We start from the raw sequence: 26,527 nt of genomic DNA, 5'->3' as shown, positions 1-26,527 counted from the left end.
GCTGATGAGCAGGAAAGTTTTGGTAGTAGACGATGAGAAGTTAATTGTAAAGGGAATCCGTTTCAGCCTGGAGCAGGATGGAATGGAGGTTGACTGCGCCTATGACGGTGAGGAGGCAGTGGAGAAAGCCAAGGAGAAAAAATACGATATCATTCTTCTGGATCTGATGCTTCCAAAGATGGACGGTCTGGAGGTATGTCAGCAGATCCGTGAATTCTCCAATGTGCCTATTGTCATGCTTACTGCCAAGGGTGAGGATATGGATAAGATCCTGGGTCTGGAATATGGCGCTGATGATTATATTACCAAGCCCTTTAATATTCTGGAGGTAAAAGCCCGTATTAAAGCTATTATGCGCCGTGCCGGAAGTGACCACGATGAGAAAGAAAAGGCAAAGACAATTGAGGTTGGAGATCTCCACATGGACTGTGAGGGAAGACGTGTATTTATTGCAGGAAAAGAAATTAACCTTACTGCAAAGGAATTCGATGTTCTGGAACTTCTGGTATTCAATCCCAATAAAGTATACAGCCGTGAGAATCTGTTGAATATTGTCTGGGGATATGAATATCCGGGAGATGTCCGTACTGTGGATGTACATATCCGTCGCCTTCGTGAGAAGATTGAGACCAATCCAAGTGAGCCGAAATATGTGCATACCAAATGGGGCGTGGGCTATTATTTCCAGGCACAATGATCTGTCAGAATGAAATGAAGAAACTGGCACAGTATGATAACTGATTATCTGCTGTGCTTTTTAAATTAACATGACAAAAGAGAACGAGGTTAGGCAAAATGAAAAAGAGAACAAATTTTTTCAAAAGTCTGCGTTTTCGTATTTTGATTATCTTAATTATTCTTGGAATTGTACCCAGCGTGATTGTGACCTATACGATGCTTCATAATTATCAGGATCGTGCAGTTTCCATGCTTACGGAGACGGTGCAGGATCAGAGTGAGATCCTGTGCAATTTGATCATTAAGGAGAATTATCTGAATGATACCGGCTCTCAGACTGTAAATACCAAGCTGGAAATGTTTGCAGACCTTTACAATGGTCGTGTCCTTCTGGCAGACAGGGATTTTAAGATTGTAGGAGATACGTTTCACACAGAAGAGGGAAAAACACTTCTCAGCTCTCTTGCAGTGAAGTGTTTTAAAGGAGAAAAAGCAAGCAATTTTGATCTGAAAAGTAAAGTGCTGGAGGTTGCAGTCCCTGTACAAAGCCCGGATGTACAGCAGATACAGGGTGTGATGCTGATGACCATTTCTACCATTGAGATCGGAGATATGATGGCTGAACTGGAGCAGAAAGGAATGATGCTGATTGGTATTATTGTAGTGCTTTCTATTTTCCTGTCATGGCTGCTGTCAACGATCCTTGTAAAACCACTGGCAAGAGTTACCAAAGCAATAGAGGATCTTACGGACGGTATGCAGGATGATGCCATCAGCGTACCTGATTATACAGAAACTGAGCTGATCACAGATGCTTTCAATAAGATGGTGAACAGGATGAAAATCCTGGATGAATCCCGTCAGGAGTTTGTATCAAATGTGTCTCATGAATTAAAAACACCTTTGACTTCCATGAAGGTTCTGGCAGATTCACTGGTGGGACAGCAGGGAGTTCCGGAGGAGCTTTATCAGGAGTTTATGGGAGATATCACAGCGGAGATTGACCGGGAGAATAAGATTATCACAGATCTTTTGTCATTGGTAAAAATGGATAAAAAGGCGGCAGATCTGAACATTACCCATATGGATATCAATCAGCTGCTGGAGGACATTTTGAAGAGATTACGTCCTATTGCAGACAAGAGGAATATTGATCTGATCCTGGACTGCTTCCGTCCTGTGGAAGCAGATGTGGATGAAGTAAAATTTACTCTTGCCATCAGCAATCTGGTAGAAAATGGTATTAAATACAATGTAGATGATGGATGGGTCAGGGTATCTCTGGATGCGGATCATAAATATTTTTATGTAACTGTGGCAGATTCCGGTATGGGAATTCCTGAGGACAGTATTGAGAGGATTTTTGAACGTTTTTACCGTGTGGATAAGTCACATTCCAAAGAAATCGGCGGAACAGGACTTGGACTTGCCATCACAAGAAGTGCCATTGCCATGCATCACGGAGCAATCAAAGTATTCAGTAAAGAAGGGGAAGGGACTACTTTTTCTGTTCGCATTCCTCTGTCTTATATTGCGTCCTAGGAGGTGCTGTTGTGAAGAGATTGATTTACGGGATTTTTACTGTACTGTTGCTTGGAATCCTTCTCACAGGATGCTCTGTAGAGGTACAGGAGGATCAGGATAAAAATAATACTGCCGAATACTATCTGTATGATATTAACGGGGATGAGACGGCTCTGGTCAGGGAAGCTTATACGCCGGAGGAAAGCACGGCAGAATATATGCTGAAAGATATGATGCAGCGGATGAATAACAAAGAGTCCGGAAAAGAAGCCATAAGTCTTCTGCCGGATGAACTTCAGATGAATTACAGTGTTGAAGCTCCTGTTCTGGTTGTGAATTTTAACAGCAGCTACAAGGATATGAGTGCTGCAAGGGAAATTTTGGTACGTGCAGGAGTAGTAAAGTCTTTTCTGCAGGTGCCTGGGATCACAGCAGTGCGCTTTACTGTAGAGAATGAAGAACTTCTGGATTCCAGAGGAAATCCGGTGGGAGATATGACTGAGGATACCTTTGCAGAATTTACAGGAAATGAGCCGGATGCCTATTGCAGCAATACGTTTACTCTGTATTTTACAGATAAGGAAGGAACCCACCTGGTAAAGGAACAGAGAACTGTGCGATATAAGCGTACAATTCCAAGGGAACGGATCATTCTGGAACAGCTGATGAAGGGGCCCATGGAAAAAGGACATTATCCTACCATTCCGGAGAATACGGAGCTTCTGAATGTAACCATTGCAGACGGAGTATGCTATGTGGCATTTGATCAGGTGTTTTCCTCCTATGCACTGGAGGTGTCAGAGAAGATTCCAGTATATTCAGTGGTGAATTCTCTGCTGGATGCAGTGGATGCAGATAAAGTGCAGATTACTGTAGGGGAAAAAGAAAAATTAGACACTTTTGGCCAGAAAATGGCTCTATATCGTTTTTATGAGAGAAATGACAAGCTTGTAGTTGATGAAAAAGAGACAAAATAAGGAGGCATGCAATGAGGGGACGGCCTGTCTGTATCCTGTGCCTGCTTCTGGTTGTTTTTCTGTGTGTGACAGACTGGCTGGGGTTTTCCATGACAAGTGGAAATCCTCTGCCGGAACCTGTACAGACATGGATTAAAAAGCACCCGGAATCCACTATCTGCGGGGAGGTGGTCAGGTGCCAGGAAAATGAAAATTATCAATCTATATATCTGAGAAATACATATCTTATTTACAATTCTGAAAAAGTTTCCATTGATGAAGTAAAAGTTTATATGAAAAATAAGAAGCTTCCCGGTGATTTGCCAAAGGCAGGAAGTATGATTTTGGTGTCCGGAAAACTGGAGGAAATAGAAGGTCCGCGTAATCCAGGCGAATTTAACAGTAAAAATTACAATGCCTGCAGACACATTTATTATGCATTGAAAAAAGCAATAATAAAGAAGCAATCCCGGACCCATTCTGTATATGGACAGTTTTTGATCAGTCTGAGAGAAAGATTTACAGAGATATTGGAAACTGTCTGTGACAGTGAGGCGGGAGCCTTTGAAGCAATTGTTCTGGGAGACAAGACCAATCTGGATCCGGAACTGAAAATGCGTTACCAGATGGGCGGAATCATTCATATTCTGGCTATTTCGGGACTACACATCAGCCTGTTGGGTCTGGGGCTTTATAATTTCCTGAAATGGATAGGTCTGGGAATCTGGCCTGCCGGGATGCTGGCGTTGGTGATCATAGTTCAGTATGGAATGATGACAGGAGGCGGAGTTTCCACAATGAGAGCTGTGACCATGTTTTTGCTGTCTGTAGGAGCGAAGATTGTCGGACGGATTTATGATCTGCCCACAGCCATGGCTGTGGCTGCAATCCTGATTCTTGTGGAAAGTCCGGCATATATGCTGGACGGGGGATTTCTGTTGTCTTTTGGTGCTGTGACAGGAGTTGGATGTATATGGCCATTGATATGGGAAGGAATGGAAAGAGCAGAAAAAAGGAAAAGCACAGGCGGAAAGTTCCGGCAAAGCTTTCTGGCATCTGTGGTAGTACAGCTTACCACACTTCCCATTGTGCTGTGGTTTTATGGAGAAGTGTCGGTGATAGGGATTTTTCTGAATTTACTGGTACTTCCTACAGTGGGAGTGGTGCTGGGAAGTGGGACTGCAGCAGCTTTGATGGGACTTTTCAGCCTGAGGGCATCCTGGCTGGCAGCTATTCCGGGCAGAGTGGTGCTTGGGGCCTATGAATGGATATGTATAGCTGCCGGAAGGCTTCCGTTTTGTACCTGGGTGGGAGGAAAACCGCGGATTTGGCAGATTGCAGGGTATTATTTGCTGGTGGGTGGGAGCATATGGATATATAGAGTTTATTGTATGGGGAAAGAGAATTCCATAAGCTGAAATTTATTATATGTTAGAGAGCGCAGTATTTTACAATGATGTATGAAAAACGGATAGAGAGAATACAGAGGGTGCGTATACGCAGATGGAAGCTTCCAATGTTGTGTGTCGGGATGCTTGGGTTTGGAATTTGGCTGTTGGGGTACAGGGCAAGACCAAATCTGCGGATTGCCTGTCTGGATGTGGGCCAGGGGGATGGCATTGTACTGGAGATTGAAGGAACCTGGAATCTGCTTATTGACGGAGGAAGCAGCAACAAAAGTGCTGTGGGACAGTATCAGATCCTGCCTTATCTGAAAAGCAGGGGCATATCCAGGCTGGATGGGATTTTTATTTCCCATACAGATGGAGACCATATCAGTGGTACAGAGGAAATTCTTGAGTATGTGGGGAAGGGGCTCACTTCCATAAGGGTCGATCATTTGATTTTGCCGGACTGGGAAGAAGAACCGGAAAATTATCTGAAACTGAGAGAGCTTGCGCAGACTGCAGATGTGCAGGTGCTTCAGGTAAAGGCAGGAGACAGGATCTGTTATGGAAATGCGCAGCTGGATATTCTCTGGCCGGAAAAAGGTGCTGTGGGGGAGGATGTGAATGAGGAAGCCATGGTGATGGAACTGGAATATGGGAAATTCAAGGGGCTTTTTACAGGAGACATTGGTATGGAAACAGAGAAAAAACTTCAGAGTGCCCACCGTCTGGAGAATGTGGATTTTCTAAAAGTAGCCCATCATGGTTCGCGGTATTCTACAGGTGAAGAATTTCTGAATGTAGTAAAACCAGAGCTGGCAGTAATTTCCTGTTCCGCCTCTAATACCTATGGGCATCCTTCACCGGAAACACTCCGCCGCCTGGAGAATGCAGGAACTGAAATCTGCAGGACAGACAGAAGTGGAGCAGTGATAGTGGAAGTTGATGAGGAAAAAATGAAAGTACAGAGGTTTGTTATTGACTGATCTTCAGATTTCCGCTAGACTGAAAGAAAATGAACAGAAATGGCTGGTAAAGACTATTGAAAAATATACAGGAAGACATTAAAACAGGGAATTTCAGAAAAGCATATCTTTTATATGGAGAAGAAGCTTATCTGAAGCAGCAGTATAAAACAAATCTGGAAAAAGCCTTGAATCCAGACGGAGATACTATGAACTTTGCGCATTATGAAGGAAAAGGCATTGATATCCGTCAGCTTATTGATCTGTGTGAAACTATGCCCTTTTTTGCAGACAGAAGAGTGATTATTCTGGAGGATACCGGCTTTTTCAAAAATAAATGTGAGGAACTGGCAGAGTACATGAAGGAGCTTCCGGATTATCTCTGTATGGTATTTGTAGAATCAGAGGTAGATAAGCGCAGCCGTATGTATAAAGCGGTGAAGTCCTGTGGGGCTATCGCGGAATTTATCAGACAGGATGAGAAAACATTGATGCGCTGGGCAGCCGGACTTCTGGGAAAAGCCGGAAAAAGAATTACACAGAGGGATATGGAGCTGCTTCTGACAAAAACAGGTACAGACATGGGAAACCTGCGCATGGAGCTTGAAAAGCTGATCTGCTACACAGAAGGACGGGATGTTGTCACTGGGGGAGATATTGAAGAGATTTGTACGACTCAGACCACGAACCGTATTTTCGATATGGTGCGTGCAGTAACGGAGAAAAATCAAAAACGGGCCCTGGAGCTTTATTATGATCTCCTTACTCTGAAGGAGCCTCCTATGCGTATTCTTTTTCTTCTTGCCAGACAATACAGACAGCTTCTTCTGGCCAAACAATTTACAGCTTCCGGTCTTGGGCAAACTGAGATCGCTTCTAAACTTGGAATTCCGGTTTTTGCCCTTCGCAACGTTCTTTCCTGCGCCCGGGCCTATACGGTCTCAGAGCTGGAATGTGCAGTAGAAGATTTTGTGGATGCAGAAGAAGCTGTAAAAACCGGCAGGCTGGAGGATAAGCTCAGTGTAGAATTGCTGATCATCAAATACAGTTCAAAAGCATAAAAAAAGACAGCCACATGACGGTGATGGCTGTCTCTTTTAATCATAAGCTTATAATTAAAATCTAAAATATATTATTATGCAATGCTGTTAACAGCTTTGGATAAACGAGCAACTTTTCTTGCGCAGTTGTTTTTGTGGTAAACACCTTTAGATGTAGCCTTGCTGATTGTAGAAACTGCATCCTTTAATGCTACTTCTGCAGCTGCTTTATCCTTGTTCTCTACAGCAACCTCAACTTTTTTGATAGAAGTCTTAACAGCAGATTTGATAGATTTGTTTCTAGCTGCTTTTGTTCTGTTTACTAAAATTCTTTTCTTAGCAGATTTAATGTTAGCCAATTCGTACACCTCCAATTTTATTCGATTTAAATGTCCTGTCATAGAAACAGACACGGGCGTTCCTATGAACATGCTTATATATATTATTACAGTTTTTTTGACTTGTCAATATATTTTTGGCCTAAAATAAAGAAAAAATCATATTATTATAGAGGAAAATACAACATATTTGTGACAGTGTATAATTTATCATGAAAACGTGGAAAATGACAATGTAAAAATAAATTTGCACTTCGCAGGGAATCCAGTGTAAATGGCAATAAAGACTTTGAGAGTACATTAGATACACAGGAGGAAAATTATGTTGGGAAGTTACGAAATCCGGACAGACCTGGCACTGGAAGCCAGGGAGCAGTTTACAGAAAAAAATATGGAAATACGGGGCGTTGAGGTTCGTGAGAATTATGATGAGGAAAAGGATATTCGGACTACAGTGGTAAAAATAACTACAGAAAACGGTGCCAAAGCAATGGGAAGACCTCAGGGAAATTATATTACAATAGAAGCCCCGGGGCTTTCTATGCCGGATGAGGATTATCACAGAGAAATTTCCCGGGAAATTGCCACACATCTCAGAAATCTGATCTCATTGGAACGGGAAACGTCCATATTGGTAGCAGGGCTGGGAAATTCGGCTATCACAGCAGATTCCCTGGGACCTCATGTGGTGGAAAATCTCCGGATCACAAGACATATGATAAAGGAATACGGATTAAAGAGTCTGGGAAAAGAACAGATGCACCGCATCAGTGGGATTATTCCCGGTGTAATGGCGCAGACAGGAATGGAAACTTCCGAGATCCTTAAAGGAATTGTGGCAGAGACCAGACCGGATGTGGTAATTGCCATAGATGCGCTGGCAGCCAGAAGTACCAGACGGTTAAACAGAACTATACAGATCACAGATACAGGAATCCATCCGGGATCCGGCGTTGGAAATCACAGAATTGGACTGACAGAGAAAAATTTACAGACAAAAGTGATCGGAATCGGAGTTCCTACAGTGGTAGATGCAGCAACGATTGTTCATGATTCCATGGCCCATCTGCTGGATGTCCTGGAAGAGGCCGAACGGAAGGAATTTCTGGAGGAAATGATCTCACCTCATCTTCATACCATGTTTGTAACACCAAAGGATGTGGATGAAACTGTAAAATATTTAAGCTTTACTATTTCAGAGGGGCTGAATCTGGCTTTTTGCTGACAGGTCAGAAGTATATTTAAGGAAAGTTTGTCATAGGATTCTCCTGAGAGGTGATCATGTGACCAGATTTCAGAAAGCGCTTGGAATATTGCTGAGTCTGTGCTTTTTTACAATTCTGACAATTGTGCCAGAGCCTGTTTTTACAGGAAAAAATGTGTACAGGCATCTGCCGCTGTATCGTTTTCTGGAAAAGAAATCCCGGGAAATAGACCAGTATGGTGATCAGAAAACTTATGAGGCCATTGCCAGTGAAAATGGAAAATATCTGAGACAAAAGGCGAAGGAAGAGCAAACTTCAATTTCAGAGAAGGAAAAGAAGAAAAATTCCAAAAGCAAGAAGAAGCAGAAAACAAAGAAACAGAAAACCAAGAAGACTGAAAAAAAGGATACTTCCCGGGAGACTATTTCAACAGCAGTTCCTGATCCGGCAATTGATCTGTCTCCTGATCTGCTGGCTGACTATGATTATCTGCTGGGACAGTTTTATATTGTAGATTCCAATACAGAAACCAATCCTGCACAGCTGAATGCTCAAGATTTTCTGAAACAGGATTTTAAAATTTCAAAAGACACAGATACACCCCAGATCCTAATCTATCACAGTCATTCACAGGAAACATTTGCAGATTCCAGAGAAGGGGAAGAAGCGGATACTATTGTAGGAGTGGGAGATTATCTGACACAGCTTCTTGCAGAAAATTATGGATATCAGGTTGTCCATCTCAAAGAACAGTTCGACATGGCAGGAGGGGAACTGGATCGCAGTGCTGCCTATGATTATGCCCGGGATTATCTGGAACCCTATCTTCAGGAAAATCCGGATATCCAGGTGATCATAGACCTCCATCGAGATGGTGTTCCCGAGGACCGCCACCTTGTAACAGAGATTAATGGAAAACCTACAGCTCAGATCCTTTTTTATAATGGATTGAGCTACACTACAGCTAAAGGTTCACTGGAATATCTTCCAAATCCATACATACAGCAAAACCTGGCATTTTCTTTTCAGCTGGAATACCAGACAGCCCAATATTATCCTGAATTTTACAGGGGAATCTACCTTGCAGGCTATCGTTATAACCTTCATTTACGCCCCCGTTCCATCCTTCTGGAAGCCGGTGCACAGACCAATACTGTCCAGGAAGTAAAAAACGCCATGGAACCATTTGCTTACATCCTCAATAAAGTCTTGCAGGGATAAGAAGTAGATGACAAACCCTTCCCCCATATGCTATAATACAAAATTAGCAAAACCAACAACTACAGTAGATTAAGAAAGAACTTAGGAGGGAATTCCTGAATGATAGATCAGAGCAAAATCAGAAATTTCTGTATTATTGCACATATAGACCATGGCAAATCCACTCTTGCCGACCGAATCATCGAAATGACCGGAACTTTGACTGAACGTGAAATGCAGTCACAGGTACTGGACAACATGGAACTTGAAAGAGAGCGCGGGATCACCATCAAATCCCAGGCAGTGCGTATTGTATACAAAGCCAAAGATGGGGAAGAATATATCTTTAATCTCATTGATACCCCTGGACATGTGGATTTTAACTATGAGGTATCCCGAAGCCTTGCAGCCTGTGACGGTGCGATTCTGGTAGTAGATGCAGCACAGGGAATCGAAGCCCAGACACTGGCAAATGTATATCTTGCACTTGACCATGATCTGGATGTTCTTCCTGTTATCAACAAGATCGATCTGCCAAGTGCAGAGCCGGACCGTGTAGTAAATGAGATTGAAGATGTCATTGGCCTTGAAGCTCATGACGCTCCGAGAATCTCTGCCAAAACAGGACTTAATATAGAAGAAGTGCTTGAACAGATCGTGACAAAGATCCCGGCACCTCACGGTGATGTAGATGCACCACTGAAGGCACTGATCTTTGACTCAATCTACGATGCATACAAAGGCGTTATCGTATTCTGCCGTGTTATGGATGGACGTGTGAAAAGAGGCACCCAGATCCATATGATGGCAACAGGCTTTACCACAGAGGTTGTAGAAGTAGGATACTTTGGTGCAGGTCAGTTTATTCCATGCGAGGAACTGACAGCAGGTATGGTAGGCTACATTACTGCCAGCATTAAAAACCTTGGTGATACTCGCGTAGGTGATACAGTTACAGATAAGGACAGACCATGTGCAGAAGCACTTCCGGGCTATAAAAAAGTAAATCCTATGGTATACTGCGGATTATATCCTGCAGACGGTGCTAAATATGGAGATTTAAGAGATGCACTTGAGAAACTTCAGCTTAACGATGCTTCTCTTTTCTATGAGCCGGAGACTTCTGTAGCTCTTGGATTTGGTTTCCGCTGTGGTTTCCTGGGACTTCTTCATCTGGAAATTATTCAGGAACGTCTGGAAAGAGAATATAACCTTGACCTTGTAACTACAGCACCCGGTGTTATCTACAAGGTACACAAAACCAATGGTGAAGTTATCAATCTGACGAATCCAAGCAATCTGCCTGATCCGTCAGAAATCGAATATATGGAAGAGCCTATGGTAAATGCTGAGATCATGGTAACAACAGAATTTATCGGTGCCATCATGGATCTCTGTCAGGAGAGAAGAGGACAGTATCTGGGAATGGATTATATGGAAGAAACACGTGCGCTTCTGAAATATAAGCTTCCATTAAATGAGATCATCTACGATTTCTTTGATGCTCTGAAATCCCGTTCCAGAGGTTATGCTTCCCTGGACTATGAACTCTGTGGATATGAGAGAAGTGAACTTGTGAAGCTGGATATTCTGGTAAATAAAGAAGAGGTGGATGCCCTTTCTTTTATTGTACATGCAGATACTGCCTATGAGAGAGGCCGTAAGATGTGCGAGAAACTGAAGGATGAGATTCCGCGTCAGCTCTTTGAAATTCCCATCCAGGCTGCCATCGGAAGCAAGATCATTGCAAGAGAAACGGTACGTGCTATGCGTAAGGACGTTCTTGCCAAATGTTACGGTGGTGATATTTCCCGTAAGAAGAAACTTCTGGAGAAACAGAAGGAAGGTAAGAAGCGTATGCGCCAGGTAGGTAATGTGGAAATCCCGCAGAAAGCCTTTATGAGTGTACTGAAGCTGGATGATAAATAAAAACCGCACAGAAGAATAGAGGGTGTTTGGCATGATGAAAATAAATAGAAGGGCAGTGGTCATTTTACTGACAGGTTTATCCTGTGTCATAATAGCTGGCTGTGGAAAAAAGAAGGAATTGGATGCGGCTTCTTCCAAGGTGCTGCCTATTACTGTGGCGGCGCCTTCTAATACACCTACTCCTTCTGTGGAACAGGTGGACTCTGCAGCGGTTACTACAAACGGAAACCTGACAATGGTGAATGAATATCTGGCAGGGGAAAATGAAGAATAGGAAAGAAAATTCTCCCATGGAAATCTATATCCACATTCCGTTCTGTATCAGAAAATGTGATTACTGTGATTTCCTTTCAGGGCCTTCGGGACCAGAAGAGCAGGCTGATTATGTACAGGCTCTTCTGAGGGAAATACAGGCAGTAGAGGAAGGTGAAGGAAGGAGTGTATCCTCCATATTTATTGGAGGAGGCACTCCTTCTGTGCTGGATGAGAGACTGCTGGGAGATATACTGAGAGAAATCAGAAACAGATTTAAAATGGAAGAGGATGCAGAGATTACCATAGAGGTAAATCCTGGAACAGCAAATATCGGAAAGCTTCAGGCATACAGAGAAATGGGAATCAACCGATTGAGTATAGGACTGCAGTCCCCTGAGGACAGGGAGTTGAAAATTCTGGGAAGGATTCATAATTACGGGCAGTTTTTGGAAACCTATCAAGAGGCAAGGACAGTTGGATTTGACAATATTAACATTGATTTAATGAGTGCGATCCCGGATCAGACCTATGAGGGATGGGTGAAAAATCTGCGCACAGTTGCAGAATTGGAACCGGAACATATTTCTGCATATAGCCTGATCGTGGAAGAGGGGACACCTTTTGCTGCGCGGAAGCTTAATCTGCCTGATGAAGATACAGAATACAATATGTATGAGGCAACTGCGCAGATCCTGAAGGAATATGGGTTTGAACAGTATGAGATTTCCAATTATGCCAGAAAAGGAAGGGAATGCAGACATAACGTAGGCTACTGGACCAGACAGGATTACCTGGGATTTGGTCTGGGAGCTTCTTCTCTTTATGGAAAAGAACGTTTTGCCAATACGGCAGATATGAAAAAATATCTGGAAAACAGCAAAAATCCGGAAAAAATAAGGGAAAAAGAGCCATCCCTCACAAGAGAAGATGAGATGGCAGAGTTTATGTTTCTTGGGCTTCGCATGACGAAGGGAATCTCAAAGGCTGATTTTCAGAGGTGTTTTGGCTGTACAATAGAGTCAGTATATGGAGAGGTTCTGGAGAAATATGAGTCCATGGAACTGCTGTTGGAGAAAGACGGCAGGATTTTCCTAAGCAGGGAAGGAATCCATGTAAGTAATTCGATTATGGCGGAATTTTTGCTGTAAACAGCTTGACGAACAAATGTTCCTATATTATACTGGGAACAGAATTCGGAAATGAAGTGGTGGAATGAAGTACTATAGGAAACAGGAGGCAGAAATGGCTGCGGATACAACGAAGAAACAATTTATCAGAATCAGAGGCGCCAATGTAAACAATCTTAAGAATTTAAGTGTGGATATTCCCAGAGACCAGTTTGTGGTGCTTACCGGACTGAGCGGTTCCGGCAAGTCATCACTGGCTTTTGATACCATTTATGCAGAGGGACAGAGACGATATATGGAATCCCTTTCTTCTTATGCGAGACAGTTCCTGGGGCAGATGGAGAAGCCGGATGTGGAGAGTATCGAGGGCTTGCCCCCTGCCATTTCCATTGATCAGAAATCGACTAACCGCAATCCACGTTCCACAGTAGGGACTGTGACGGAGATTTATGACTATTTCAGACTTCTGTATGCCAGAGTGGGAATTCCCCATTGTCCCAAATGCGGAAGAGAGATTAAGAAGCAGACAGTAGACCAGATGGTGGACAGTATTATGTCTTTTCCTGAGAGAACAAAGATTCAACTGCTGGCTCCTGTTGTGAGAGGACGTAAGGGAACCCATGCCAAGCTTCTGGAGCAGGCCAAGCGAAGCGGTTACGTCCGTGTGCAGATTGATGGAAATATGTACGAATTATCTGAGGAGATCAGTCTGGATAAGAATATCAAACATAATATAGAGATCGTTGTAGACCGTCTGATCGTAAAGCCGGGGATCGAGAAGAGGCTGTCCGATTCCATTGAGACTGTACTGGAGCTGGCAGAAGGGCTTTTGATGGTAGATACCATGGATGGGAATATCCATAATTTCAGCCAGAGTTTCTCCTGTCCGGACTGTGAAGTGAGTATTGATGAGATCGAGCCCAGAAGTTTTTCCTTCAACAATCCCTTTGGTGCCTGCCCGGACTGTCTGGGACTGGGATATAAGATGGAATTTGACATTGATCTGATGATTCCGGATAAATCATTGAGCATCCTTGAGGGTGCCATTGTGGTGACAGGATGGCAGTCATGTACAAGCGAGGGCAGTTTTTCCAGAGCAATCCTGGATGCACTTGCCAGGGAATATGATTTCAGTCTGGCAACCCCGTTTGAGAATTATCCGGAGAAGATCAAGGATATCCTGATTAATGGAACCAATGGGCATTCTGTTAAGGTTTATTATAAAGGCCAGCGCGGAGAGGGTGTTTATGATGTGGCATTCCCGGGACTGATCCGAAATGTGGAGCAGAGATACCGGGAGACAGGCTCAGATACCATGAAGCAGGAGTATGAGTCTTTTATGCGCATCACTCCCTGTAAAACCTGTAAAGGACAGAGACTGAAGAAAGAATCCCTGGCTGTAACAGTGGCAGATAAGAATATCTATGAGATTACCAATCTTTCTATAGAGAAGCTGAAGGCTTTTCTGGCGGATATGCAGTTATCGGAACAGCAATTGCTGATCGGTAAGCAGATACTGAAGGAAATCAGAGCGAGAGTCAGCTTTCTGTCTGATGTAGGTCTGGATTATTTGTCCTTGGGCCGTGCTACGGGTACTCTTTCCGGCGGGGAAGCACAAAGGATCCGTCTGGCTACACAGATCGGCTCCGGTCTGGTAGGTGTTGCCTATATTCTGGATGAGCCCAGTATCGGACTTCATCAGAGAGACAATGACAGGCTTCTCAGTTCTCTGATGAAGCTTCGTGATCTGGGAAACAGTCTGATCGTTGTAGAACATGATGAGGATACCATGCGTGCTGCAGACTGCATTGTGGATATCGGGCCGGGAGCAGGAGAGCATGGTGGACAGCTGGTTGCTATGGGAACAGCCGAAGATCTGATGAGGAATGAAAATTCTATTACAGGAGCTTATCTGAGTGGAAAATTAAAGATTCCGGTGCCTGCGCAGAGACGTAAACCCACCGGGTTCCTTACAATCAAAGGGGCAGCAGAGAATAATCTTAAGAATATTGATGTGAAAGTTCCGTTGGGGATTATGACCTGCATTACCGGAGTTTCCGGATCAGGTAAGAGTTCTCTGATCAATGAGATTCTGTATAAGCGTCTGGCCAGAGATCTGAACCGGGCCAGAGTGATTCCTGGTAAACATAAGGATATTCTGGGAGTAGACCAGCTTGACAAGGTGATCAATATTGACCAGTCACCGATCGGGCGTACACCCAGATCCAATCCTGCAACTTATACCGGAGTGTTTGATCAGATCAGGGATCTTTTTGCGGCCACAGCAGATGCCAAGGCGAGAGGTTACAAGAAGGGACGCTTCAGCTTTAATGTGAAAGGCGGCAGATGTGAGGCCTGCAGTGGTGACGGTATTATTAAGATAGAGATGCATTTTCTTCCGGATGTATATGTGCCCTGTGAAGTCTGCAAGGGAAAACGCTATAACAGAGAAACTCTGGAAGTAAAATATAAGGACAAGAGTATTTACGATGTATTGAATATGACTGTGGAGGAGGCACTGACCTTTTTTGAAAATGTTCCTTCGATTAAAAGAAAGATCCAGACCCTTTATGATGTGGGACTTTCTTATATCCGCCTGGGACAGCCTTCTACAGAGCTTTCCGGAGGAGAAGCCCAGAGGATCAAGCTTGCCACAGAATTGAGTAAGAGAAGTACAGGCAAAACCATCTATATTCTGGATGAACCCACAACAGGCCTTCATTTTGCTGATGTGCATAAACTTGTAGAGATTCTGAAACGATTATCAGAGGGCGGCAATACGGTAGTAGTCATCGAACATAATCTGGATGTGATCAAGACAGCCGATTATATTATTGATATTGGTCCGGAAGGGGGCGACAAGGGAGGTACGGTAGTTGCTTGTGGAACACCGGAGGAAGTAGCACAGTCACCGGTTTCTTATACCGGAAAATATGTGAAAAAATACCTGGAATAATATCTGAAATAACATTGCAGGGCTTTCTTTTTCAATAAAAGTTGTATATAATGAATACGCAAACAGCAGAGCGGATGATTTTATCCGCTTGATCAAAACAGAAAGAAAGGGGATTCCTATGCCTGCAAGTGATATTGGAATTGACCTGGGGACCAGGAACAGTCTGGCTTATTCTACAACAAGAGGTCTGGTGCTTAATGAGCCTTCCGTTGTAGTTTATGATAAAAATACAGAGAAGATCAGAGCAATCGGGGAAGAAGCACGCAGTGCGGAGGCACACATTACTTCTGATATGGAGATTATCCGCCCTATCCGACAGGGCGTGATCGTAGATTATAATGTTATGGAAAAAATGCTGAAATATTTTATTTCCAAAGCAATGGGAAGGCGTGCTTTCCGTAAGCCCAGGATCAGTATTTGTGTTCCAAGCGGAATTACAGAGATTGAGAGAAAGGCAGTAGAGGAAGCTACTTATCAGGCGGGAGCCAGGAATGTTTATATGGTGGAGGAGCCTATTGCAGCAGCCATCGGAGCAGGACTGGATGTGACCAAGCCCTTTGGAAATCTGGTAGTGGATATTGGCGCCGGAACTACAGATGTTGCAGTGATTTCCATGGGAGGAGTAGTTGTTTCTGCTTCTATCAAGGTGGCCGGAGATATTTTTAACCAGGCGATCATGAATTATGCCAGAAAAAGTCATGGCCTTTTTATAGGAGAAGATATGGCAGAGAAGATTAAAATACAGATCGGAACTGCCTGTGAGGAACCAGACCCCAGAACTATGGAGGTAAAGGGACGTAATATAAACACAGGACTTCCCAAGGTTGTTACACTTACCTCAGAGGAAATCCGGGTGGCCCTTAAGGATGCTACAGGACAAATCGTGGAAGCAGTTCATGGGGTTCTTGAGAAGACCCCTCCGGAACTGGCAGCAGATATTGTGGACAGGGGAATTGTCCTTACCGGAGGTGGGGCATTACTTCATGGAATGGACGCATTGATCGAGCAGAGAACCGGTGTGAGTACGCTGACAGTGCAGAATGCAATGGGTGTAGTTGCAGTAGGTACAGGAAAATATGCAGAAGTCGTGGCCAGGCTCGACGGATAAATGAAAGAGGGTTGCCGGAGTAAGCATTTTTGGATATTATATATGCTTATATGGCAGCCTTTTTGCTTTAGGAATGGGTTATGACTTCAATGGCAAGCAGTAATTTACCTCATAGATTGGACGGATCAGGGAAAGGAAGAAAATAAATGAGTGAAACTGTTACAGGATATATAGATCATATCATTTTTAGAAATGAAGAAAATGGTTATACAGTTATGGTGGTGAAAAATTCAGAAAACGAGGAAGAACTAACCTGCGTGGGAAGCTTTCCGGCTGTATCGCAGGGGACAACCATCCAGGCATCCGGTATTTATACCCATCATCCTGTATATGGAAAACAGTTTCAGATTTCATCTTTTGTAGAGAAGATTCCGGAGGACACATATGCTATGGAACGATATCTGGGTTCCGGAGCGATCAAAGGTATTGGTGCAGCACTGGCAGCCAGGATTGTGCGCAGATTTGGCGAGGATACCATCCGGATTGTGGAAGAGGAACCGGAGAGACTGGCTGAAGTGAAGGGAATCAGCGAGAAGAAAGCTAGAGAAATTGCAGCTCAGGTAACAGAAAAAACAGAAATGCGCAAGGCTATGATTTTTTTGCAGAAGTATGGGATTTCTCTGAATCTGGGAGCTAAAATATATCAGAAGTACAAGGATTCCCTTTATACAGTACTGCAGGAAAATCCCTACAGACTGGCAGAGGACATTTCGGGGGTAGGATTTAAGATCGCAGATGAGATTGCAGCCAGAATAGGAATCCATGCAGATTCAGATTACAGAATCCGCAGTGGAATGTTGTATACTTTGCTGCAGGCTTCGGGAGAAGGACATACGTACCTTCCAAAGGATCAGCTTTTTGCCAGATGTGCAAAGCTTCTGGGAGTGGATGAATCTTATATGGAGAAGCATCTAATGGATATGCTTTTGGACAGAAAGCTGGTAATGCAGGAAAAGAAGGGCGAAAAAATCATCTATCCCAGCCAGTATTATTATCTGGAGCTGAATACTGCCAGAATGCTCTGTGAGTTGAATATCTGTTGTCCTGAGGATGAGAATATTGTAGAAAAGAGGATCGCATCTATTGAAAAGGAAACAGGTACAGTGCTGGATGAAATGCAGAAAAAAGCAGTGACAGAAGCAGCTGGCCATGGACTTTTCATACTGACCGGAGGACCAGGTACAGGAAAAACAACTACGATCAATGCAATCATCCGATTTTTTGAGGGAGAAGGTGCTGAGCTTCGGCTGGCTGCACCTACAGGCAGGGCAGCCAAACGAATGACAGAGGCTACCGGATATGAGGCACAGACCATACACAGACTTCTGGAGCTGAATGGGATGCCGGAGGATGACAGAAGTACAGGGGCTGTGCATTTTGAGAGAAATGCACAGAATCCTCTGGAGGCAGATGTGATTATTATTGATGAGATGTCTATGGTGGATATTCATCTGATGCATTCCCTGCTTTTGGCAATTACAGCGGGAACCAGACTGATCCTGGTAGGGGATGAAAACCAGCTCCCCAGTGTGGGACCGGGAAATGTGCTGAGAGATATTATCCACAGCGGCTGCTTTCCGGTGATAGAGCTGACGAAGATCTTCCGTCAGGCTTCTGAAAGTGACATTGTGGTGAATGCCCATAAGATCAACCGTGGAGAACCGGTAGAGATCCATAATAAAAGCCGAGATTTCTTTTTCCTGAAGAGATATGATGCGGATATGATCATCCGTGTGGTGATTGCGTTGATCCAGGATAAGCTGCCCAGATATGTAAATGCCAGACCTTTTGAAATCCAGGTACTGACACCCATGCGAAAAGGTCTTCTGGGAGTGGAACGGCTAAACCAGATGCTCCAGAGATATCTGAATCCTCAGGATGGTTCCAAAAAGGAAAAAACACTGGGAGACCGCCTGTTCCGTCAGGGGGATAAGGTAATGCAGATCAAGAATGATTATCAGATGGAATGGGAGGTCAGAGGAAGATACGGGATCCCGGTAGAAAAGGGAATTGGAGTTTTTAACGGTGATACCGGAATTTTACGTGAGATTAATGAATTTGCCGAAACTGCGGAGGTTGAGTTTGAGGATGGACGTTTTGCAACCTATTCTTTTAAGCAGCTGGAGGAGCTGGAGCTGGCCTACGCCATTACCATACATAAATCCCAGGGTTCGGAATATCCGGCAGTGATCCTGCCTGTTTTGTCCGGCCCTCAGATGCTTTTAAACAGAAACCTTTTGTATACTGCTGTGACCAGAGCCAGGAAATGTGTAACTGTGGTAGGCAGTGAGGAAACCTTTGCGGAGATGATTCGCAATGAAAAACAGCAGAAACGTTACAGTGCCCTGGATGAGCGGATCCGGGAGCTGAATGAGTCAATAAAGAAAGGCGAAGAGTGAATTCACTGCTGAGAAATATCTTGAATGTTTTTTACCCCAGATGTTGTCCGGTGTGTCAGAAAATACTAAAGGATCAGAACAGACTGATCTGTCCGGAATGTGAAAAAAAACTGAAACCTATCGGTCAGCCCAGATGCTATTTGTGTGGGAAGCCTGTGGAAAAAGGGGAATACTGCGCAGATTGTCTCAGGCATCCCCACATTTTTGATCAGGGCAGAGGTATCTTTGTATATGATGACAGGATGCGAAAATCTGTTCTCAGATATAAATACAGTGGATGCAGGGAATACGGAGAGTTTTATGCCAGGGCAATGTATCTTTACGGCAACAGGGATGTAAGAGACTGGAATCCGGATCTAATCGTGCCTGTGCCTGTACATCGTACAAAGCTTCGGATGCGGGGATTTAATCAGGCTGCATTTCTTGCAGAAAAACTGGGCAGTTACACAGGAATTCCTGTCAGCCAGGAGCTGGTTCTTAAAATCCGGAAGACAAAATCTCAGAAAAAGCTCAGTGCAGTACAGAGAAGAAAAAATCTGGAGGAAGCCTTTCTGGTAAATGAAGATGTGTTGGGAAAGAGGATTCTGGTGGTGGATGATGTTTATACTACTGGCAGTACCATAGATGCCATGGCTTCCTGTCTGAAGAAAAAAGGGGCATCGGCAGTTTATTTTCTCACTGTGTGTATCGGCAGGATATAAATTGGATTTAAGGCTTTCATTAACCGATGATGTATGATACAATTAATCTGTATGATTACAAGTTCACGTGCGTTTAAGGAGTTATTTATGTTAAATGAAGAAAAGATAAAAATCATGAATAAGCTTGCAATGTATGAACAGGGAGAGGGGAAAAAATATCTTCCGGTGAGTAAATATTACAGAAGTGATTATATCGGTCTGGCTCTGATCAAGAATTTTTTCCTTGTGACCATAGGATATGGCCTGGCACTGGCTGGAGTTGCAGCATATTTCGGAGAATACCTGATGGAGAATATCCATAAAATGAATCTGGTAAAGCTGGGAACAGAGATTGTTGTGGGGTATGTGGCCGTGTTGATCGTTTTCTCACTGCTTACATACATACAGTATTCTGTGAAGTATCACCGTGCCAAAAAAAGCGTGAAAAAATATTACAGTGAACTGATACAGCTGAACAAGATATATGGACGTGAAGAGAAAAAATCCTCGGCCAGAGGAATTCCAGGAGGGTATAAAAAATGACAGCATTACTTGAATTAAAACAGAAGATTAAAAATTTATATGGGCAGTATGAAATTTATATCCTGCCGGTGCTTCGTTGTATTCTGGCATTTTTGTATTTTACATGGATCAATGTAAATATGGGATATATGAGCCAGCTCAATAATATATTTATTGTTCTTATCCTGGCTCTGATCTGTTCGATTTTACCTTCCGGAGTTATGATTTTTGCAGGTTTTGCTCTGATGATTGCTCACGGGTATGCGTTGGGGGTGGAAGTGGCAGGTTTTCTGCTGTTACTGATCTTATTTATGCTGATCCTTTTTCTGAGATTCAGTTCAGGTACAAATCTGGTACTGGTATTTACTCCTCTTTCTTTCGGATTCAGAATACCGGCTCTTCTTCCTATTGGAAGTGGTTTGTTAAGCAGTGCAGTTTCTGCGCTTCCGGCAGGCTGTGGAGTAATTGTTTATTATTTTATTCGTTTTCTGAAGGTGCAGCATAAGCTTCTGGAGAATCCGGATGTTCTTATGACAGATAAGCTGAAGCTTCTGGCAGACGGAGTAGTACAGAACTGGGGAATGTGGATCACAGTGGTGGCTTTTGTGGCGGTGATCCTCCTTGTGAATCTGATCCGTACCCGTTCTTTTGATTATGCATGGAGAATTTCCATTGTAATGGGCGGCGTGGTTTATGTGCTCATAATTCTGGCCGGTGGTTTCTATTTTGGACTGAATATTAATATTGTGCAGACTATTATTTATACAGTAGTATCTGTAGTGGTAGGATTACTTCTGGAATTTCTGGTATTTGGTGGAGATTACAGCCGGACCGAGAGACTGGAATATGAGGATGATGAGTATTATTACTATGTGAAAGCTGTTCCCAAGGCAGCGGTAGCTACTTCTGAGCGGAGTATCAAGAAGATAAATGCGGAACCTGTAAAAGAGGATACAGCAGTGGAGGATCAGGTGGTTTCCTATGCAAATCCTATTTTCCACGGTGAAAATACTGCATCACAGCAGGCTGCAGATGCAGTGCCTGTGGTCAGGCAGAATGAGGTGGATCCCTCAGATTTTGAGAAAAAACTGGAAGAATCTTTAAAAGATTTATAAAATTCGAATTACAGATTTAAAATAACCGGGGGCGCTCTGTTATTTTGGAAAGGAGAACGTTATGCAGAATATTGCGGGAAATCTGGTGGAAATGTTATCAAGAATCGCTTTTCCCAAGGTAGGCATAATCGACATTATTCAGATTGCACTGATCGCTTTTTTTGTATATCAGTTCATGGTATGGATAAAATATACCCATGCTTATACCCTGCTGAAAGGAATTCTGGTAGTTCTCCTGTTTATCCTTGTTGCTTATATCTTCAAGATGAATACCATTTTGTGGATTTTTTCCAATCTGGCCAGCACTTTGATCGTAGGTGTGATCGTTATATTCCAGCCGGAGCTTCGTAAAGTTCTGGAGCAGCTGGGACAAAAGAAGATCATGGCTGCCCTCATTCCCTTTGACGCGGGCAAGGAGGTTAAGGAGAGATTTACAGATAAAACAATCAGTGAACTGGTGAAGGCATGCTTTGACATGGGAGAAGTAAAGACAGGGGCATTGATTGTGATTGAGCAGGAGGAAAAGCTGACAGATTATATTCGTACAGGTATTAATGTGGATGCAATTCTGACCAGCCAGCTTCTGATCAATATTTTTGAACACAATACTCCGCTTCATGACGGAGCTGTGATCGTGAGAGAGAACCGAATTGTGGCAGCAACCTGTTACTTGCCTCTTTCAGATAATATGGAACTGAGTAAACAGCTGGGAACACGGCACAGAGCAGGTGTTGGAATCAGTGAACAGACAGATTCTGTGACGATTATTGTATCGGAGGAGACAGGACAGGTATCTGTGGCTCAGAATGGAAGATTGATCCGGGGAGTAAACAGTGCCAAACTCAGAGAGATTCTGGTAAGGGCTCAGAATAAACAGGTTGTAGACAACAGCAAGCTTCGGCATTTACTGAAAGGAAGAATGAAGCATGAAGAAGAGAAAAATCACTGATAATCTTTCTTTGAAGATCATGTCTGTGGCAATCGCAATTGTTGTATGGCTAATTGTAGTGAATATCGATAATCCTGTTGGTACGAATTATTATACGATTACAGATGTGGAACTGATCAATAAGGAATATGTAGAATCTTCAGATACCATCGGTAAAATGTGTATGCCGGAAGAAAACCAGGATTCTGTAAGGGTTGCTATTACTGCAAGTAAAAAGATCAGAGACAGGATCAGGCTGTCAGATATTACAGCTGTGGCAGATCTGCAGCAGGCGGTAAGTTTGGACACAGATCCGGTGATGGTTCCGATCACAGTCACCTGTTCGGCATCTGGAGTGTTGCCAAGTGATATTAAGGTTACACCTCAGAATCTTACGGTTAATCTGGATGAAAAAGAAACCCAGGAATTTGTGGTGAATGTGAGTAAGGGAGACACAAAGCCGGGAAAGGATTATGAGGTGGGAAGCCTGACTGCCAGTCCGGAGAAAATAAGAATTACAGGTCCCAAAACCCTGGTGAATAAAATAGATAAGGTAAATGCTGCTATTGCCCTGGATGGCAATACAGAGGACTATACCCAGGAAGTAAATCTTACGATCTATGATAAGAATCAGGAGGCACTTTCTGAATCGGAGATGAATTCTCTGAGAATTGAGAATAATGCCAAGGTTGTTGTTACTGCCAAGCTCTGGAAAATCCGCACAGGAGTTAAAATTGCAGCAGGATATGTAGGAACACCTGCTGGCGGATACCAGGTTGGATCTGTGAAGACTGTGCCGGATACGATCAGCGTTGCAGGAAATACAGAGGATCTGGAGAGTTTGTCTGAAAATGATAATATGATTACTATTCCGGCAGATCGTATTGATATTTCAGGTGAATCCAAGGATGTGGAGAGAAAAATCAGTCTGAAGAATCTCCTTCCGGATAATGTGAAGCTTACCAGTGATTCCAGTGAAGATGTGTGGGTAACGGTGAGTATTCTTCCGGTTGGAAGCCAGGAATTTAATTTGCCGACCAAGAATATAGAGGTTAAGAATAAACCGGATAATCTGCAGGTAACATTTGAAACTGCACAGATTGCCCTCAGGATTAGATCAGAATCAGAGGATCTGGCAGATCTGAATATTGATGAGGATGTTAAGGCTGAGATAGATCTGAAGGATAAGCAAGTCGGAAACTATAAGGTTCCTGTAAAGCTGAGCCTTCCGGATGGATATGAAATGGTGGAGGATGTCTATACAGAGGTTGTGATCTCGCCCGCCTCCGTTTCAGATGAGAGCAAGTGATAAGAGGTAAAGAGAATGGTCAGTAAGAAAGTAACAATTAAGAATCCCACGGGTCTTCATCTGAGACCAGCAGGAATCCTCTGCAATGAGGCAATAAAATATCAGTCTAAGGTAACTTTTGCTTACTGTGGAGGAACTGCCAATGCAAAGAGTGTACTCAGTGTATTGGGTGCCTGTATAAAATGTGGGGATGAAATAGAACTTATATGTGAAGGAATTGATGAGCAGGAGGCTCTGGACAGTCTGACAGGAGCAATTGATGACGGACTGGGAGAATAAAGCTGTGAATTCCGGATATAGGGAAATATAAGAAGGAGGATGTTATTGTGAAGAAAAGATTGGTTGCAGTGATGTTGGGACTGACGTTAAGTCTGGCTACTGTGGGAGAAGCAGGAGCAGCGGCATTCAGTTCACCGGACAGCGAGATGGTTCAGGCAGAAATGGAAGAAACAGAAAATGTTGATGTGTTTTCTGCAGGCGATGGGGATGAGCAGGATGCTCAGACAGATGAGGCTGACCACATACAGGATGAGTTCAGTTCTGATGTAGAGGATGAGTTATCTACTGTAACGGCCGGAACTGTTGTAGCAGATGGTTCTCTGGAGACCGGGACAGCAGTGGTTGTCCAGGCTGAAGACTGGGTTCAGGAAAACGGACATTTTAAATTACACAAAACAGTGACTGCACCGGAAGCAGAAGAGAAAAACCAGGTATCTGCTGAGTTTGGGACAGATGCAGCAGAGGAGGTTTATGCGCAGCCGGAAGTAGAGGATGAGACAGCTTCCCCTGAAATAGTTGAGGAAGCTTCCGTACAGCCGGATGCTTCAGAGGCTTCCGTACAGCAGAACGAGCTTCCATCGGAGAGCTTTTATACAGCAGCAGATGGTCTTGTGGAAATCAGCACGGAGTACAAAGGGGAATTACATACAGGATGTTACCTTTTTGATGAAAATGGTTATATGGTGACCGGACAGGCTGAGGTAAATCCGGAAACAGCAGATGTTACCACCGAAGTGGAAGAAGCAGAGAGCAGCGCAGAAGCTGTAGTTGGTGCAGCAGAAGCCACTGAGGATACTGTACAGTATTATTTTACAACAGTAGAGGAAGCGGTTGCATATCCGGGCTGTGAAAATGAAGCTGTAACTCCCTATGCTTCTACAGTAGGACAGCAGAAGAAAGCAACCTGGCAGTGGGACGGCAGCGTATTCCGTTATTTTGATGCCAATGGTGTGCAGGAAACCATTACACAGCTGGAAAAGAAACAGAAGGAAACCGGAACATACACTGGTTACTTTAAGATCGATGGTGAATATTACTGTCTGGATGAAAACGGAAAACCGCGGACAGGAGATATCACATTGACTGTAAACGGAGTTTCCAATCAGTATTATTTTGAAGAAAACAGTACAATTCCGGGACGGATGTTCCATGAAGGCTGGAGACAGGTGATTGACAGCAAAGGGGAACGTTGGCTCTATTACAGCATGGGTGCTGATATTAAGGATATCGGTAAGTATTATAAGCGTGATGTAACTGCCACAAAACTGGACAAAAATATCAAAGGAGATTCCACTTATCTGCTGGATGCCAATGGCTATATCCTGAAAAGCACCATGAAAAAGGCTGCCAATGGAGCTTATTATGCAACAGATAAAAACGGTGTGATCTACAGAGATACACTGGTAAGATACAATAACTACAGATATTATTTTGCTGCCAATGGTAAAAGAGTTTCCTGGAAAAACAGATGGAACCGTGTAGGAAATCATTATTATTATTTCGGAAAAACTCCGGGCAGAGTAGAAGAGAAGCACGGATGGCAGAAGATCACAAGAACAAATGGTAAGTATGTGGGATGGTTCTACTTTGATTCCAAGGGAAATCATTATACAGATAAGCTGACCTCAGCTGGGTTGTATTTTACCCCAAGCGGAAAACTGGCCAGTGGTCTTACAAAAATGAACGGAAAAATGTATCTGTTTGAGGTTTCCAATGCACAGGTCCACAAGGGAACTATGTACAAAAATACCATGGTGCGTTACAGGAATAACTGGTATATTGCATCTTCCACCGGCGGTCTGTATACAGACAGATGGAAAAAGTATAATGGATCCTGGTATTATCTGAAGAATTACAAAGTACAGACCAATCAGTTCATGAAGAAGAATGGTGTTAACGGATATCTGGATGCTACCGGAAAATACAGTACAGGATGGGTAATTGTAAGTAATGCACAGAATCTGGTGAAATACATTGATCCAAATGGAAATGGATTTGCAAAAAATACCAGCCTGAGAGTAAATGGTGTACTTTACTACTTTGATAAAAATGGATACAGAATTTCAGATGTGACCAGTATGTACAGAAGAAGTTCTTATTTCCTGGAAGTTGACAGGGTTAATGGTGTTATGACTGTTTATACGGATTCTTCCAAGACAATACCGATCAAGACAATCCGCGTATCCGTAGGCTTGCCGGGAACACCTACCTGGACGGGAACCTACAGACTTAGCCGTAGTGCTGTATGGCAGCCATTGATGGGACCATCCTGGGGACAGTACGGAACTCATGTAGATGGATGCGGACAGGGAGGAATCTTTATTCATTCTATTGCCTGCGGTCAGCCTAACCGTTATAATCTTCCGGTTGGAGAGTACTTGAAGCTTGGACAGCCGGCATCCCATGGTTGTATCCGTGCATGTGTTGCTGATGCAAAATGGGTATATGAAAACTGCAATGGTTCTGTTATCCACATTATGGATGGAAAGTACAAAGCAGATGACGTCTTTAAGGGACCGCTTGGAAAGAAACCAATTACTCCTCTGAGAGGGGCAGGAAATTTTGATCCTACAGATCCTGCAGCATAGTAAACATATAATGAACAAAAGAAAAGCGTTTCGGGTTG

Annotated in this window: 22 protein-coding genes; 21 read left to right on the top strand and 1 reads right to left on the bottom strand. The window is 43.5% G+C overall.

Going from position 1 to position 26,527, the window contains the following annotated elements; all coding sequences use genetic code 11:
* Nucleotides 1–4 precede the first annotated feature (4 nt).
* The 6 genes from ACTNDS_RS04770 (at nucleotide 5) to holA (ending at nucleotide 6,572) form a co-directional block, all read left to right on the top strand.
* Nucleotides 5–697: a response regulator transcription factor gene (locus ACTNDS_RS04770; protein ID WP_019160710.1), complete on the top strand. Its 693-nt coding sequence runs from the start codon at nucleotides 5–7 to the stop codon at nucleotides 695–697.
* A gap of 98 nt (nucleotides 698–795) precedes the next feature.
* Nucleotides 796–2,220 carry an ATP-binding protein gene (locus ACTNDS_RS04765; protein ID WP_019160711.1) on the top strand — a complete coding sequence of 475 codons (1,425 nt, stop codon included), beginning with the start codon at nucleotides 796–798 and terminating at the stop codon, nucleotides 2,218–2,220.
* A gap of 11 nt (nucleotides 2,221–2,231) precedes the next feature.
* Nucleotides 2,232–3,179, top strand: a complete 948-nt coding sequence (locus ACTNDS_RS04760) for a GerMN domain-containing protein (protein WP_303242133.1) — start codon at nucleotides 2,232–2,234, stop codon at nucleotides 3,177–3,179.
* Nucleotides 3,180–3,190: 11 nt separating this feature from the next.
* Nucleotides 3,191–4,576 (top strand): ComEC/Rec2 family competence protein, encoded by a 1,386-nt coding sequence (locus ACTNDS_RS04755; protein WP_441034054.1) that lies wholly within the window; start codon nucleotides 3,191–3,193, stop codon nucleotides 4,574–4,576.
* 35 nt (nucleotides 4,577–4,611) lie between these two features.
* The gene (locus ACTNDS_RS04750; RefSeq protein WP_441034052.1) at nucleotides 4,612–5,532 is read left to right on the top strand and encodes a ComEC/Rec2 family competence protein; all 921 of its coding nucleotides are present in this window, start codon (nucleotides 4,612–4,614) and stop codon (nucleotides 5,530–5,532) included.
* Between the two features lie 56 nt (nucleotides 5,533–5,588).
* Nucleotides 5,589–6,572: a DNA polymerase III subunit delta gene (holA, locus tag ACTNDS_RS04745; protein ID WP_019160714.1), complete on the top strand. Its 984-nt coding sequence runs from the start codon at nucleotides 5,589–5,591 to the stop codon at nucleotides 6,570–6,572.
* Between the two features lie 74 nt (nucleotides 6,573–6,646).
* Here holA and rpsT read toward each other — a convergent pair whose 3' ends face one another.
* Complete coding sequence (gene rpsT, locus ACTNDS_RS04740; protein ID WP_019160715.1) at nucleotides 6,647–6,910, bottom strand: 30S ribosomal protein S20; 264 nt, start codon at nucleotides 6,908–6,910, stop codon at nucleotides 6,647–6,649.
* Between the two features lie 301 nt (nucleotides 6,911–7,211).
* Between rpsT and gpr the strand changes: the two genes are divergently transcribed.
* The 15 genes from gpr to ACTNDS_RS04665 all read left to right on the top strand — a co-directional run bounded on the left by gpr (nucleotide 7,212) and on the right by ACTNDS_RS04665 (nucleotide 26,489).
* Nucleotides 7,212–8,114 carry a GPR endopeptidase gene (gene gpr, locus ACTNDS_RS04735; protein ID WP_441034049.1) on the top strand — a complete coding sequence of 301 codons (903 nt, stop codon included), beginning with the start codon at nucleotides 7,212–7,214 and terminating at the stop codon, nucleotides 8,112–8,114.
* Nucleotides 8,115–8,172: 58 nt separating this feature from the next.
* Nucleotides 8,173–9,315 (top strand): stage II sporulation protein P, encoded by a 1,143-nt coding sequence (locus ACTNDS_RS04730; protein WP_441034047.1) that lies wholly within the window; start codon nucleotides 8,173–8,175, stop codon nucleotides 9,313–9,315.
* 99 nt (nucleotides 9,316–9,414) lie between these two features.
* On the top strand, nucleotides 9,415–11,223 hold the full coding sequence (gene lepA / locus ACTNDS_RS04725; RefSeq protein ID WP_173742799.1) for a translation elongation factor 4: 1,809 nt from the start codon (nucleotides 9,415–9,417) through the stop codon (nucleotides 11,221–11,223).
* Nucleotides 11,224–11,254: 31 nt separating this feature from the next.
* Nucleotides 11,255–11,497 (top strand): hypothetical protein, encoded by a 243-nt coding sequence (locus tag ACTNDS_RS04720; protein ID WP_433845092.1) that lies wholly within the window; start codon nucleotides 11,255–11,257, stop codon nucleotides 11,495–11,497.
* Nucleotides 11,487–12,626: a radical SAM family heme chaperone HemW gene (gene hemW, locus ACTNDS_RS04715; protein ID WP_441034044.1), complete on the top strand. Its 1,140-nt coding sequence runs from the start codon at nucleotides 11,487–11,489 to the stop codon at nucleotides 12,624–12,626. The genes ACTNDS_RS04720 and hemW overlap by 11 nt, the downstream gene beginning before the upstream one ends.
* 94 nt (nucleotides 12,627–12,720) lie before the next feature.
* Complete coding sequence (gene uvrA / locus ACTNDS_RS04710) at nucleotides 12,721–15,561, top strand: excinuclease ABC subunit UvrA (protein ID WP_441034042.1); 2,841 nt, start codon at nucleotides 12,721–12,723, stop codon at nucleotides 15,559–15,561.
* 118 nt (nucleotides 15,562–15,679) lie between these two features.
* Complete coding sequence (locus ACTNDS_RS04705; protein WP_441034040.1) at nucleotides 15,680–16,669, top strand: rod shape-determining protein; 990 nt, start codon at nucleotides 15,680–15,682, stop codon at nucleotides 16,667–16,669.
* A 146-nt stretch (nucleotides 16,670–16,815) separates the two neighbouring features.
* Nucleotides 16,816–19,068 (top strand): SF1B family DNA helicase RecD2, encoded by a 2,253-nt coding sequence (gene recD2, locus ACTNDS_RS04700; RefSeq protein ID WP_441034038.1) that lies wholly within the window; start codon nucleotides 16,816–16,818, stop codon nucleotides 19,066–19,068.
* The gene (locus ACTNDS_RS04695) at nucleotides 19,065–19,769 is read left to right on the top strand and encodes a ComF family protein (protein WP_441034036.1); all 705 of its coding nucleotides are present in this window, start codon (nucleotides 19,065–19,067) and stop codon (nucleotides 19,767–19,769) included. Before recD2 ends, ACTNDS_RS04695 begins: the two co-directional genes overlap by 4 nt.
* Before the next feature lie 87 nt (nucleotides 19,770–19,856).
* On the top strand, nucleotides 19,857–20,291 hold the full coding sequence (locus ACTNDS_RS04690) for a hypothetical protein (RefSeq protein WP_303242125.1): 435 nt from the start codon (nucleotides 19,857–19,859) through the stop codon (nucleotides 20,289–20,291).
* Nucleotides 20,288–21,385: a hypothetical protein gene (locus tag ACTNDS_RS04685; RefSeq protein WP_441034034.1), complete on the top strand. Its 1,098-nt coding sequence runs from the start codon at nucleotides 20,288–20,290 to the stop codon at nucleotides 21,383–21,385. The genes ACTNDS_RS04690 and ACTNDS_RS04685 overlap by 4 nt, the downstream gene beginning before the upstream one ends.
* Before the next feature lie 61 nt (nucleotides 21,386–21,446).
* Nucleotides 21,447–22,334: a diadenylate cyclase CdaA gene (cdaA, locus tag ACTNDS_RS04680; RefSeq protein ID WP_441034032.1), complete on the top strand. Its 888-nt coding sequence runs from the start codon at nucleotides 21,447–21,449 to the stop codon at nucleotides 22,332–22,334.
* Complete coding sequence (locus ACTNDS_RS04675; protein WP_441034030.1) at nucleotides 22,312–23,622, top strand: CdaR family protein; 1,311 nt, start codon at nucleotides 22,312–22,314, stop codon at nucleotides 23,620–23,622. The genes cdaA and ACTNDS_RS04675 overlap by 23 nt, the downstream gene beginning before the upstream one ends.
* Nucleotides 23,623–23,637: 15 nt before the next feature.
* Complete coding sequence (locus ACTNDS_RS04670) at nucleotides 23,638–23,901, top strand: HPr family phosphocarrier protein (protein WP_441034028.1); 264 nt, start codon at nucleotides 23,638–23,640, stop codon at nucleotides 23,899–23,901.
* Between the two features lie 47 nt (nucleotides 23,902–23,948).
* Nucleotides 23,949–26,489 (top strand): L,D-transpeptidase family protein, encoded by a 2,541-nt coding sequence (locus tag ACTNDS_RS04665; protein ID WP_441034026.1) that lies wholly within the window; start codon nucleotides 23,949–23,951, stop codon nucleotides 26,487–26,489.
* The last annotated feature ends 38 nt before the right edge of the window (nucleotides 26,490–26,527 follow it).

The sequence above is a fragment of the Blautia sp. HCP3S3_C12 genome, from assembly GCF_052064155.1.
In the GTDB taxonomy this organism is placed as follows: Bacteria; Bacillota; Clostridia; order Lachnospirales; family Lachnospiraceae; genus Blautia_A.
Note: the sequence above shows the minus strand (reverse complement) of the source record. Positions and strands in the feature narration are given on the sequence as shown.